1 protein-coding gene is annotated in these 15861 nt (G+C 46.0%); it reads left to right on the forward strand.

Going from position 1 to position 15861, the window contains the following annotated elements:
* Positions 1 to 194 precede the first annotated feature (194 nt).
* Positions 195 to 15857 (forward strand): Calx-beta domain-containing protein, encoded by a 15663-nt coding sequence (locus tag V144x_RS24775; protein ID WP_144989296.1) that lies wholly within the window; start codon positions 195 to 197, stop codon positions 15855 to 15857.
* The last annotated feature ends 4 nt before the right edge of the window (positions 15858 to 15861 follow it).

The raw sequence follows: 15861 nt of genomic DNA on the forward strand, positions 1-15861 counted from the left end.
TACTCATGCTATCCATTTTAGCTTATTTAACATTAATGAAGTAATTCGGACATTTCATATTATCAAAAAAGATTAAGTATCTGCATTTGTAATAAATTGTAAGAACATTGATAATATTTGCGGCCAATCTTTAACGTCTGGAATCCAATCCTTCGATTCGATTCGTGTATTTATTTGCTAGAGAGACTGAAACCATGGTTGTGGGCCATTTACCCTTCGTGTCATCATTTCGTCGTCCAATTTCACTATTGAATTGCCTTCGTAAGGGACAAAAAAAACGCCAGTATCGACAGAAACTGGAACGTATCAAAAGTTCCTATTCTACTGCTGAACAGTTGGAGGACAGGACTCTTCTAGCTGGTGCTTCTTTGGTTAATATCGAACCCAACATCGATATTGCTCTGACTGAAGGAGAGGTTTACAACGAAGCCCCCAAAGAATTGACATTCCAATTTACTCCCGGGCAACAAATTGACCCTGCTTCTTTAGGAGGCATTCAGATTGTCCGTAGTGGACTGGATGGGACCTACAATGATGGCAATGAAGTAATCATCCAACCTGGGTTCATTGGCATCGGAGACGATCCTAACGAAGTGATTGTTCGCTTTGCTGAATCACTGCCTGATGACAATTACCAGATCACAATCTTTGGAACAGGCGCCACACCACTACTCAACCAGGATGGCGAAGCGTTCCAGGATGGCATCGATCAAGTCATTAACTTTGAACTCGATCTCGGTGCAAAAGTTGTTGCCGTGGTTCCTCAACCAGTTTCAGGCGGTGGTACTGGTAGCTTGAGTCAGGCCCTGAATCAGATTGATGTTTACTTCAACGACGATCCTCTCGACCAGGCATCAGCTGAAAATACATTCTTTTATCAACTGATTGATACTTCCAGTAATGTGATCGTGAACCCCGCATCGGTATCCTATGACTCTGCCGAAAATAAAGCCACACTTACTTTTGCTTCAGACATCGCAGATGGTACTTATCACTTGAGAATAGGTGAATCAGCAACTCCTAATTTCGCAGCTTCCAACGTTGTTAGTGTTGCAGATGATGACAATTCCAGCTTCGATACTGCCTTTGATCTGGGAATTCTCACCACGCAGACGATTCAGATCAATGAACGAATCGAACCTCAGGCTGTTGCACAACCCCCTCTTCCTGGCGGTAACGATGAACCTGGTCATCGTGAAATCACAATCGAACAGCATATTGACATTAACTCAACAGGTACAACTCCCTCTAACCCGGGTGCAATCGGTACGGTTACATTCTCTTTTCCGGAAACTTACGGAACTGATCTCTTTGGGAATACTCTCTTTAACGAGATCACAGAAAACCAGAAACAGCGCACTCGTGAGATTTTTGAAATCTATAGTTACCTGACCGGAATCGAAGTCCAGGAAGTTGCCAATGGTGGTTCCAGACGAATCGTTACGGGAGATATTCGCGTTCTCGAAGCCTCGCTTCCTCCCACAGCGGCCGCTGGTATTGCAGGGGGTGGCTTGGCGATCATGAACGGTGCCTTGGATTGGGGTGACAGCCCTTATGGTGGTGGCTGGTTTGTAACTGCATTTCACGAAATTGGCCATACACTTGGCTTAGAACACTCTTACGACCTACCTTCAATCATGGGCTCCAGTGGTGGCGATGTGGGAGGGACCGTTGCTGGCGAACCCATTTTCCCTTCAAATCACGATATCGTGCATCTTAACCGAATTCTTCCCGCGCTCAGCAACGACATCGACCTGCAAAAATTTGAGTTAACAACATCAGGTCGATTTACCGCCGAGATTACCGCAGATCGATTACCCACAAAAAGTTTTCTGGACAGTGTGCTCACTCTCTATCGAGAGTCTCCGGGTGGAGTACGTGAAATCATCGCCCGCAATGATGACTACTTTGGCGAAGATGCTTTCCTGGACCTGGAACTTGAAGCGGGAACTTATTATCTGGCAGTCACAAGTGTGGGAAATACTGACTTTGACCCCACAGTTTCTGACTCTGGATATGGCGGTCGGACCGATGGTGACTACACTCTAGACATCAACTTCACACCAGACCCACTCGCCAATACCTTTATGGTTGATGCGACAGGTGTTGCTCTAGACGGAGATGCTGACGGGCAACCAGGTGGAGTCTTTGATTTCTGGTTCCAATCTGGAGAGACGATCTTTGTCGACAAAGCAATGCAGTCAAGTGGTCCTGCTGATGGTAGTCTGACGAACCCTTATTCCAATATCGATGATGCACTTACGGCAGCAGCCACCAGTGGAACAACGAAAATTGTAAGAATTGTTGGGAATGGTTTTGATGATGACGTTGCCGGCGACCCCAGCACTTTTGACAATAATGAAGCCTATCTGATCGGTCTCACTGATACCTTCCAGCCACTGGAAGACGGTGCCACATTTGATATACCACAGAATGTGACAGTGATGATCGACGAGGGTGCCATCATCAAACTGCAAAATGCAAATATTGATGTGGGCTCAAATAACCTGCTTGTTGATCGAAGTCAGGGTGCGTTACAAATTTTGGGTACGCCCGACAATCAGGTCCATTTGACCGCCTTTGGAAATGATGCCATCGGTGGAGATGATGATGGTCTTAGTGATGGTGCTAATCCAGGAGACTGGGGAGGCATTGTCTTCCGTGCCGATTCCGACCTTGAAGAGTCCGGCGTCTTCCTGAATTCTGTCAATAACGCCAGCATCAGTTATGGTGGGGGAAGTGTCTTCGTGAACTCTGTTCTTCAGACATTCTCTCCCATACATGCTGAATCGGCACGGCCAACAATCTGGCAGAACACCATCTTTAATAATGCTGACTCTGCCATTTCAGCAGACCCCCGCAGTTTCGAAGACAGCCGCTTTGAAAATGGATCATTCATTATGGACCGTTATGGGCTGGAGATTTTCGACAACCAAATTTTTGATAACAGCGTTAACGGATTATTTGTGCGGATTAATACTCCCTTTGGCAGTGAAATAAACAAACTGGATGTGCCTGGTATCTTCAACGATGACATTACCCATGTCATTACAGAAAATTTACAAATCTACGGTGCTCCTGGAGGACAACTCGTAGATGGTACTCCCAGCATTAATGGTCGCTTGAAAATCAATCCAGGAACTGTGGTCAAACTCTCTGGATCTCGCATTGAAGCAGAGCGTGGTAGTGCCCAATTAATTGCCGAAGGAACAGAAGAAAACCCCATCATCTTTACTTCCTTAAGTGATGACCGTTATGGTGCGGGAACCACTTTTGATACATCTAACGATGGTGTAACAGATTTTGGTCCCGGGAACTGGGGGGGAATTATCCTGAATGCTGCCTCTTCTGGTAGCATTGATCATGCTTTAATCACGAATGCAGGCGGACTAATTCCTATCGAAGGTGGCTTTGCTAACTTTAATGCGATCGAAGTCCATCAGGCTGAATTTAGGATTACGAACAGTACCCTGGAACATAATGCCAGTGGTCAGACAGGCTCGAATCGCAATGGTCGTGGATCCAATGACAGTGCCACCATTTTTGTGCGTGGTGCCCAACCGATTATCGTCGACAATATCTTCCAGCATAACGACGGAACGGTTGTCAGTATCGACGCCAACTCACTCAACTACAAATTCAAAACCGACTACGGTCGTTCAACCGGATTTTCTCAAGCTTACACTCAGTACCCTGACAATCATGGTGCCCTGGTTCGTCTGAACCGTATGGAGGATAATGGCCTGAATGGCATGGAAGTGCGAGCCGCTCTACTTGATACAGAAACTATCTGGGACGACACCGACATCGTACACATCCTGCGCGGAGAAATTCTGGTCAACCAGCATCATACATTTAGTGGCATCCGATTGCAGAGTAATCTTAATGAAGGTCTCGTTGTCAAACTGGATGGACCTACCGCAGGCTTTACCGCAGATGGAGTTCCACTTGATATTGACGACCGCATTGGTGGTACGGTTCAAATTATCGGACAACCTGGTTTTCCTGTGGTGCTCACATCACTGGCAGATGATAGTGTGGGAGCCAGCTTTACTCCTGCAGGTTTTCCACAAACTGACACAAATAATGATGGCAACGGTTCCACGCCTTCAGCGGGTGACTGGCGCAGCATTCGACTGGACCGATACAGCAACGACCGCAACGTCGTGGTACGTTTCGAAACAGAAGGCAACAACACCAGTGGTGTTGATGTCAATAACACCCCGGGTTTTGCACAAAATCTCGGAGTTTTGGCACCAGATGAAATCAGCGGTGATGAAAACAGAGCGCTGGGCTTCGAAGTGCATGGTAATATCAGTGCCGATGCCCCCGATGATGTTGACGTCTACAGCTTTAACGCAACGGCAGGAACCAGGATCTGGATCGACATTGATCGTACTTCATCCTCTCTAAATACGATGGTCGAACTGGTGGATATTTTTGGAAACGTCATTGCATCCTCACTAGATTCGTTCGCAGGTACCTTTACTGGCATAGCGGATCCACTTTTGCAAACAGACCATCTCCTGGGTGATTTTTATTCTCAAAACATTAATGATGCTGGCTTCAGCGTTGAACTTCCAGGTGCCGTGGGAGTTACAGGTACTTACTTTGTGCGGGTCAGTAGCGAAGGCAGTTTGACATCAGGCCAATACCAGATGCAAATTCGTCTCCGTCAGGTTGATGAAAAACCGGGTTCCACAGTACGCTACGCGGATATTCGTTATCCCACCAATGGTATTGAAGTATTAGGTCAGCCTGCACACTCGCCTCTGCTGGGAGAATCATCAGAAAAACAGGACGAACCTGACGATCCTTCCACCCCCGAGGATGAAATCAACAATGACACCATCGAAAATGCTCAGGGGCTGGGCAATCTGCTCACCAGCGACCGGAATACACTCTCTGTTTCCGGCACACTTCGCGATGGTTCAGACGTAGACTGGTACACTTTTGAACTGGGCTATGATCTGGTTCAGGTAATTACTGGTCGGAGTGATGCCTCAAAAACCTTCTCAGCCATTTTCGACATCGATTATGCCGATGGTTTAACCCGTGCTGATACGACGATCTCAGTCTTTAATAATGACGGCGAATTGATTTTGGTCAGCCGCGATTCAGATATCGATGATGATCAGGCCAATGGTGACACTGAAGATTTATCTCGTGGGAGCTTTGGAAAACTGGACCCCTACATCGGCACGGCACAGCTCCCTGCGTCCAACCCACCAGATCCAAACGATCCCTCAGATATGATCTTCCGCTATCATGTCGCCATTTCCTCCAATGCCCGTCTACCTCAGGCACTCAACGCGACTTTTGTTTCGTCTGCACTCAATTCTCAGATACGCCTGGAACCGGTCAGCTCGGTACAGCGAATTGTGGAAGATCACATCGGCTTCAGCGGTTATACGTCCGGGCATAACTTAACGGGCACGGTACTTGTGGAACCAACTGTTAATACAGGTATTTTTGACATCATTGATACAGATACTGATGCAAACGGTGATGGAAAACAGCTTTCTACGCATGTTACAGCCTTTACATTAGAAGACGTGAATCTTTACGTTTCGCAAGGAAACCGACTCCGAGTCGTCGATGCCTACGATGGCTATATAGTCGATTCAATTGATGGCATTGATATTGACACCATTCCACCTGGCCTTTTAGCGAGTCTCTTACCACCAGGAGTTACTGCCAATGACCTGAGATCGATCAATATTGGTCCACTTTCAAATGCGGGCAACGATAACACCTCAGACATTACCATCCGATCTGACGGACGACTTTTCAGCTATGAAAGCCTCACCGGAAACCGAAATGGAACCGCAGGTCGCTTTAGAGAACTTGATCCGGGTAGTGGTGCAGTAGTTAACAGCATAAACAATAATGATGGTATTCCAGACATTCCTTTAAATGGAAGAATCGATCCTGTAGACATCACGACCAGCAGTGTCGGAGCACTCGCCTTCCAGAGAACGAATGTCGCTACCTACAATCTATTTTACGCAGTGAATGACCCGGGTGGATTCACGACGCTTTACCAAGCCAATCCAAACACTGGGGCTTCTGGCCAAGACAGGGAAGACAACAATGGTAACGACACAGGAAACATTTTCACAGTACTGGGAGATATACGAGAAACAATAGACCCAACAAGGGATATTGGCCAAATCACTGGTATGTCATTCCGAGGAATCAATTCTATTGGTGCCCCAGGAGGTCAAAATACTCTTTATGCTGTGACTGACGCAGGGCTCTTCTTAACCATTACTCAAAGTGGTGCCACAAGGCGTACAGTTACTAATGTTGAAGTAACCAGTGATTTATCCGGTGCAATTAGTGGACTGGGAACATTTTCCGGCTTAACAGCGGCACCACAAAACCTTAACAATGGTGCGTTTCAAGATTACCTCTTTGCAATCACAAATGAAGGGAATCTCTTCGCCATTGACCCTGCCACAGGAACAATTCTGACACATGTTACTGACACTGGCTTACCTGGGGGGCCAAATAACGTAGAGATCTTTAAGGGTGGTGCAAACCATATAAATGTAGGTGTAGGATCAGTCACGGGACTGGCCTTCTCTCCCTTGGACTTTAACCTCTGGCATCCCACGTTCCAACGAAACAACGATTCCGGTCATGGTATTAATAACACTTTTGATGATACCAGAACTGATGTCACTGGAAATTCACAACGCAGACTAGATGAATTTGATAATCCAATAAATGCTTTACCGAATGGTTTGCAGCATAACGAATCGCAAGGGGGAGCCAGTTTCTATTTTGGCTTTGAAGACTGGCGAGATAATAACTCTGATACAAATTCATACATCGGTTATGTAGAAGATGCGCAATACGGCGTGTTATCTTCTAACTTCCAAAGAGATCTAGCCACGAATCCGAATATTGGTGATAACTATAATATTGCTGGCGGCGCGCACGGCTCACTCGTCTCAGGCGAGTTCAGTTTGGATGGTTACAAAGCCACAGACCTGCCAACTCTCTACTTCAATTACTTCCTGGAAACTCAGAGCGCAGACTCAATAACTGGAGGTATGCGAGATGCCGTTCGTGTATTTATATTTGACAGTACCTCTGGCCCGAGTGGAGACTGGATTCAATTAGCAACCAATAACTCCACTCCCGCCCCCACGACTTCCCCTAATTCAGGAGAATTATCCACTTATATCACGGCTTCTGAGCGAGAAGGAGTCGGAAACGACAACCAGCGAGTTCAGGAGCTCTTTGACAACACTGGAGTTTGGCGTCAGGCGCGCGTGGATCTTGGAGAATTTGTTGGCCGGTCTGATCTCCGGCTAAGATTTGATTTTAGTACGTCGGGTACTATCAGTTCGCATTTATCATCCGATAACACACCAAATGGTAATGTATTAGAAATGCCCGGTGATCACACAGGTAATATCACCAGTAACCAACAGGCACAGAATAATAACTTCGAAGGATTTTATCTCGATGACATCATCATCGGATTTGCAGAGCGAGGTGAAATGGTCACTGGCGCGCAGGCCGGACAAACTGACTTCTTTGATTTAGATCAAGACCCAGCCTTCGGAGCACCCTCACAATTACTGCAAGGTGCCTATCAATTAGAAATCAGAGCAGGTACGGAATATGCATCGCCTAATAGTGGATTACGATCCGATTTGGTCATCGGCAGTCAATTTGACACGAACGATCGCTTGGTGCCGGAGATCATTGAAGCTGGTGACACACTAAATGGTCAGCGGGGTGACCGTAACCTGGAACGACAGCAGGGGCATATCCTGATCGAATCGAATACCATCAGAAGTGCGTCTGAATTTGGAATCAATATTGACGCGGGCCAACGTGAAATGGTGGGTGCGGGTCAGACAGGATTCAGTCTTCGTTCGCAAGCAGGTGGTGTCATCAATGGTCCCGAATTAAATAACTTCTTTGACAATAATGGCGTGTTTGACAGTGACTTTGGCTTCGCTCCCGGCGTGACTGTGCAGAATAATGTACTTGTCGATTATACGTCGGGAGATGGTGGCATTCGTGTTAGTGGGGATGAAAATAGTAACCCTGCTGATAATCCCGCCGCTGTTTCTTATACCAAGATCGTGAACAACACCCTCTCAGGTGGTGCAATTACAGACTCAGGGCCAGCGCCGTTGTCTGAATACTCGATTGATGTGGTCTTTACGGACTCAAGTTTAACCCCCAGTCAACAGGCGATTTTCCAGCTGGCGGCTGACCGCTGGAGTGAAATCATCCTTGGTGATGTTCCCGATGTGATCGTGACTGGCTTTGGTCTTGTCGACGACCTCGTGATTGAAGCGTCTGCACCCTTTATTGATGGTGTTGGTGGCATTCTCGGACAAGCCGGTCCAAGAACGGTTCGAACAGGATCATTTATCCCTGCATCAGGTATTATGCAGTTTGATAGCGCCGATTTAGCAGCACTGGAAGCCAGCGGCCAACTGATTGATGTGATTCTGCATGAAATGGGTCATGTAATTGGTATTGGTACAATCTGGGAAAGCCTGGGGTTAGTCATTGACCTTGGCACAGCAGACCCAAGATTCATCGGGGCGGAAGCAATTGCTCAATATAACGCATTACTGGGCCGTAATGTGGTTGATGTCCCTGTTGCCAATACAGGTGGACCTGGTACATTTGGTTCTCACTGGCGGGAATCGGATCTGAACAATGAATTGATGACCGGCTTCTTAAATTCAGGTGTGGCTAATCCAATCAGTACCATTACGATTGGGAGTCTGGCAGACCTGGGTTATGTTGTCAATCTGAACGCCGCCGATTCGTTTCCTCTCCAGGCACCAAATGTTGAATTACTTGACCCTGTGCCTGTCGGCGAAATGATAGAAACTGGCCTCTTCACAATCTTAGACGCAAGTGCCTTTGTTTCTGCAGAAGCAGTAACCGCGAATGCGATCGTTCCTGCGGGACAGGGTATTCTGGTTGAGAATTATGCAACCACAACCATTTTGAATAATGTGATTGCCAACACTGGAACTGCGATCGATCTACAGACACCTGCAGGCATCCCAAATGTGGTTGGCGCCACCGTTTTCAAGGGTAATAATAGTTTCGGGACACTCGGTACAAATCCGATTGATCTTGCCCCTGAAGATCCGCTGTTTGTGAACCCAGAGCAAGGAAACTTTTATCTCGCAGATAACAGCGAAGCAATCGATAGTTCCTTAAACAGCCTTGCTGATCGTCCCGATTTTGTTGATGTAAAAGATCCTTTGGGAATGCCCAATTCAGACATCTTTGCTCCTGACCACGATGCCTTCGGGCAGCTGCGTGTTGATGATCCGACTCAAACTCCGCCTCCCGGACTAGGATCAAATATCTTCAAAGATCGTGGTGCCATTGAGCGGGCGGACTTTGTTGGCCCCACAGCCAGAATTACTTTGCCTGAAGATAACGATGCCAACGGAGTTGATCTAAACCCGAATGCCACCGAGATCTATATTTCCAATCCTGAATTATTCACGACCATGATTGTTGAATTACGTGACACCGGCATCGGCGTCGATGATTCGCTGGTAAATTCATCGCAATTTACCCTCACCGCTCAAACCAGTACCACACTCAGTACGCTAGTAGAAGGCACTGATTATCTCTTCAGCTACAATTCCAATACGAACGAAGCGATCTTCACTTCGATTACCGGAGTTTTCAGCCTCGACACACTTTATACCATCGATGTCCGCAATACCGACTTCATCGATGTCAATGATCCATCGATGAATATCCTTGGTATTAAAGACCTAGCCGGCAACGCTCTTCAACCGAACCGACTAGATCTGACGACAGCATTTACAATCGTTGTTACCGATGGTACGAATGATCCACCAGTCCATAACTTTAATGGCACTCCCATGCCCGATGCTCCCAATGTGAGTACGACGACCGATTCCGAAGTCCCGATCGTCTTTTCACTCGCTAATGGCAATCGTCTCTCTGTTACAGATATTGATGCGTTCCTGGGAACTGGCGAAGTCGAAGTAACCTTGTCAACAGTCAACGGAACACTAACACTCGGTTCGACAAACAACCTGACATTTTTAGGAGGAACGACAGGCCTGGGCAATGAAACTACTATTACTTTCACAGGTCTGCTGGATGATGTAAACGCCGCTCTTGAGGGAACAATCTGGACTCCAGATGCAGGCTATTACTCCTCTCTCAATGTATTAAACCCAGCGACGATTACCTTGACCACAAGTGACTTAGCTAACTTTGATGGTTCAATTCCAACCGGCGATGGAGCTGGCCCGCAAACAGACGTTGATGTCATTGACATCACAGTCAATGATCCACCAACGGTTGAGTTCAGTTCTGCCACTTATTCAGTTAGTGAAGATGGCACTAGTCTGAATGTTACCTTGACCAGGAATGCAACAGTAGCTCCTTCAACTGTTCAAGTCACGCTAGCTGATAACACAGCAACTTCTCCAGATGACTATGATAACACTCCATTCACGATTACGTTTGCTGCAAATGAAACAACGGCTGTTGTGCAAATCCCCATCATCGATGATAACCTCGTTGAAGCTGATGAAACGATCGACCTCACAATTATTCCCGTTGATAACGCACTCGTTGGTACTCAGAACACAGCGCAAGTCACAATTATTGACAATGACCAGGCTGTTCTCACTGTGAGCAACGTCATTGACGACGAAGCAAACGGCCCGTTTACATTTACAGTCACGATGTCGAACGCTGTTGATAGAGATGTTAGTGTAGATTTTGCAACTGCAGATGGCACAGCAACGGCTGCTGATAATGACTTTAACCAGGTGAACCTGGGAGACCAGCCATCGCTCATTTTTGCAGTCAATGGCCCATTAACTCAGACATTTACGATTGATGTTAACGATGACATCAAAGTCGAACTAGATGAGTTTTTCAACGTATTCCTGGGCAATCTTATCGTCAATAATATCAACGGCCACGACGTCATCCTCGGCCCACTGGGATCAAATAATGAACACGCAACCGGAACGATCGTAAATGACGATCAAGCTGTTCTTTCAATAGATGATGTATCGGCATTAGAATCGACGGGGCAACTGGTCTTTACCATAACACTTTCTAATGAAGTTGCGAGCGATATCAGTGTCCTTGCTTCGACGCAAGACGGTACCGCTACTACTGGCGACAATGATTACGTATCAAGCAATCAGACTATTACGTTCCTTCAGGGTGGTTCATTAACACAGAACTTTACAGTGACTGTCAACGACGATGACACTGTTGAACTCGACGAGACTATTTCTGCGATTCTCAATAATCTGAACGCCAATGGATTCAACGTTGTTATTGACACTCTCGGTGGTGATACCGGCACAGGTACAATCGAGAATGATGACTCAGCAACGTTCACTATTAGCGATGTCACCGCAAATGAAACAAACGGCCCCTTTGTATTCGTAGTAACGATGTCGAACGCCGTCGACGTTGATGTGACTGTCGATGTCGAAACAGTTGATGGAACAGCTCTCGTTTCAGACAATGATTACACTGAGGTCAATGTCGGCGATCAAACATTGACTTTTGTCAGTGGTGGCTCACAATCACAAGTCTTTACCGTCGATATCACAAATGACAATAAAGTGGAACTCGATGAAATTTTCACGACGATTCTTAATAATTTAAATGCAGGTGGTCGTGATGTGAGTATTGCAGGAGCGGAAGGTACTGGAACGATTCTTAATGACGATCAAGCGGTCCTGAGTATTGGTAATGTTTCTCAATTTGAAGATACAGATGCAGGCGCTGGTGCGGGAGTCTTTACTTTTACGGTTTCCATGTCGAACCCTGTTGATGTCGATATTGATGTCGATGTTGCGACACAAGATGGAACAGCCACAACTGCCAATAATGATTACACCCCTATCGTCTTGGGTGATCAAACCATAACATTCACCTCAGGTGGACCATTACTCCAAGCATTTGAAGTACAAGTCACTGTTGACAATATTGTCGAGTTAGACGAAACATTTAATGCCATCCTGGGCAACCTGGTAAACCAGGGTCGAGATGTAATTCTCGGCGCAAACGGCACAGGTGTCATTCGCAACGATGACTCAGCACAAATCAATATCAATAGTGTGTCTGGCGAAGAAGCAAATGGCCCCTTCACTTTCACAGCGACTCTTTCTAATCCCGTTGACAGCGATATTAGCTTTGATATTTCGACACAAGATGGGACAGCGACTACTGCTGATAATGACTTTACGCCAATCATCAACCAGCTTCTTAACTTCACAACTGGTGGATCACTTACCCAATCATTTACAGTAGATATCAATGATGATAGCAAAGTTGAACTCGATGAAATCTTCAACATTGTCATGGACAATCTCGTTAGTACCGGTCGTAATGTCACATTAGGTAACCCTGGAATAGGAACGATAGAAAATGATGACTCGGCAACGTTGACGATCAATAATATTTCTGACCTGGAGTCAAATGGTCCCTTTACATTTACTGTGACACTTTCTAATGAAGTTGATACTGATATTTCTGTAGGAGCAATAACTCAGGACGATACTGCAATTGCAGCCGATGGTGACTACACTGCTCTGGACTCTGGTGACAGGGTGATCACGTTTGTTAGTGGTGATCAATTAACCCAAACCTTTACTGTAGATGTAGCTGATGAAAATCTTGTAGAAGCAGACGAAATTTTCTCCGCAATACTAGAACTCGCCAGCCTACAAAATGGTGGCCGCGAGGTAACCATTGTAAATGGAGGAGGACAGGCTACGATTCAAAATGATGATTCTGCGACACTGTCAATTACACCAGTCATTGATACCGAAGATAACAGTCCATTCCAGTTCCTGGTTGAGCTTTCTAATCCCGTAGATGTGGCGATTACTGTTGACGCTTCTACCGTTGACGGGACTGCTATTTCACCAGATGATTTTCTGGAAATCATCGGTCAAACCTTAACTTTCAACGCCGGAGAAACAGCTCAATTTGTTAACGTTACTGTAAACCAGGATATTGAAACAGAAATCCCAGAAACATTTGAAGTTGTACTGGATAATTTGAATTCAAATAATAGAGCGGTCTTCCTTACAAGCATTGCTATTCGTAGCAGTTCTGCAACGACCGATGCCGCTGTTGCTGTCGATGTTGCTGGTGACTTCGCTTACATTGCTGACCGTGATGGTGGTTTACAAATCTTTAACATTTCTGATCCCTCTAATCCATTCCATGTGGGATCATTCGACTTTAATCAGCAAGGAATTGCTCAGGGAATTGATGTTGTTGGAAATTTGGCATTTCTGGCCGTAGGCGAAGCAGGCTTACAAATCCTGGATATCTCAGATCCTACTACCCCAACTTTCGTTGGTAGTATTGCCACACCCGCGCGTGCACGAGGCGTACAAGTGATTGGTAATATAGCTTACGTTGCCGACGATAGTGGTAATGGTGGTGGTCTCCAAATCATCGACGTCACGACTCCATCTACTCCTGCTTTATTAGGAAGTTTTGGAGTAGCCACTCCTGGTGGATTAGCCGGTGGGGTGCAAGTGATTGGAAACATTGCTTACGTTACAGATGGAAATAATGGTCTTCAAATCGTCGATGTTTCCATTCCGACGGCACCTACTCAAATCCATAATGTAGCGACACCAGGTGGAGCTGCCATTGGTTTGGATGTGATCGGCAACTTTGCTTATGTCGCAAATCGAGAAGGTGGGCTTCAGATTATTGATATTAGCACTCCTGCGACGGCTTCCGTCGTCGGTAGCTTCGATACAACCGGCATCGCTACGGGTGTCCGCGTTGTGGGTAACTTCGCATATGTTACGGACGGCGCTGAAGGTTTACAGATAATCGACATCACTAATCCCACAACACCAACGTTTGTTAATACACAAGATACTCCGGGAAGTGCTCGTAGTTTGCATGTTTCAGGGACGCTCGCATTTGTTGCTGATACATTTAGTGGATTACAAATTCTAGAATTCTTCCCCTCTGTTACTGCTACAGGGACTATTCTTGATCCTTCTGGCCCTCCACTGACCGGTACTGCGTCAGCAAATACGACTATCGGTACTTCTCTCGTCACAACTCCTAGTTCGACCGATGCCAATGGGGAAACAAGCGCCGTTCCTGAAAGTGAACAGTGGATTGATGAATGGGACAGCTTCTGGATCGAAGTCTGGGGAAATACGAGTGAGGGATCAGGTATTAGTGGTGGTAGTTTCGACCTGGAATACAATACCGATTACTTTACTGCGACTACAGTCGAGTATGGTGCTGCTTTCGGTAATTCAACATCTTCTACAATCGATGATCAGACAGGAATCGTTTCGGGGATCACTGGTCAAAATAACCTTGGTAATCTTGGTTCTACGGATCAGGTCTTACTGGCGCGTATCAAGTTTGAATCATTAAGCCATGATGGAGTCTCAATTGATAAAGCAACCGGTTTCTTAGGACCTCATAGCCTGGGAATTCGTGTAACAAATGCTCAACTTGACATTTCAGGCCTGGGTGGCGTCACTGCTTCAGTTACCGAGTCACCTGCAACTGACCTATGGGCTGTTCCTTTTGACCTTGATGATAATGGAGCTATCAACTTCAAAGACCTCATGACATTTGCATCCTACTATGGAACGTCAGTAGTCAATGCGACTTCTGGACTTGCCTGGTCTTTGGACTTTGATAAGAGTGGTACGATCAATTTTAAAGATCTCACTTATCTTGCTACGAACTATAATCTTTCCAAAACCAGTGGCCAACAAGTCAGTTTCCCTCCCAACTTCCCCCAAGAATGGTATGGTCCACAACTATCAACCGATGGTGAAGACTCCTTAAATGACTTGATCGACGCTGCTGTTGACGAATGGAAAACAGCCACTGGTAATGAAGATTTATCAGTACAGGTCGTCGTCACCGATCTCGGTGGCCAGCAGCTTGGTGAAGGTCATATTTTGGAACTCGACGAAAATGGCGTTCCTGTTAAAGGTCGCGTCTACATTGATGATGATGCTGCGGGTTTAGGCTGGTATTCATCAGTTGAAGGTCTTGCCTTTGACAGTAATGGTCAAGCCATCGCTGGTTCGGCAGCAGAAGGGCACTACGACCTTTATACAGTGCTCTTACACGAAATCGGCCATGCTGCCGGATTTACGACAGGTTACTCTGCCTTTTCAGATCATTTAGTCACGGATGGTTCTGGGCAAGTCCAGTTTGTAAGTTGGGATTTTGTTGCTCCTCTGACTGATGATGGTTTGCATATAGACAACACCTTCTACCCAGATGATGTTATGGGAGCCACGCTTGATCCCTCTACACGAAAAATGATCTCGACTTTAGATATTCAGATTTTGCAAGCTGCCTATGATAATGCTGAGGGAGCAGTGATCACTCCTCTCTCTGCTCCTCTGCTGGCTAATGTTCCTCTTCCACAGGTTGAAAATAAAATTCAATCTACAGAAGAGGCATTTTCTTCAACAAAAATTGTTCCTGTGAAGGTTCAATCTTCAGATACAATAACTACACGGTCTAATGCCTCTGATAATTTGGTACAACAGTCTGATTGGGATGTTGCCTCAGCGTTGATGTTCAGTAACTCTGTGATGCCCTTTGAAAAGTCAGACACTCTGGAACAACTGGCGGGATCTCTGATTGAAGTTTCTTATGAAACAGATCCATTCCTGTCTGAAGAATCTGGGAAAATCAAAACAGAAGACGCACTCTCTCGATTTGACTTTGCCCATGATTTCGAACTTGATGGTGTGTCCGAAATTGAAATCATTGATGAAGAAGTTGACAGCCTCTTTACTGACTGGGCTGGACCATTGGTTTAAAAAG

This window comes from Gimesia aquarii (genome assembly GCF_007748195.1).
Classification (GTDB): domain Bacteria; phylum Planctomycetota; class Planctomycetia; order Planctomycetales; family Planctomycetaceae; genus Gimesia; species Gimesia aquarii.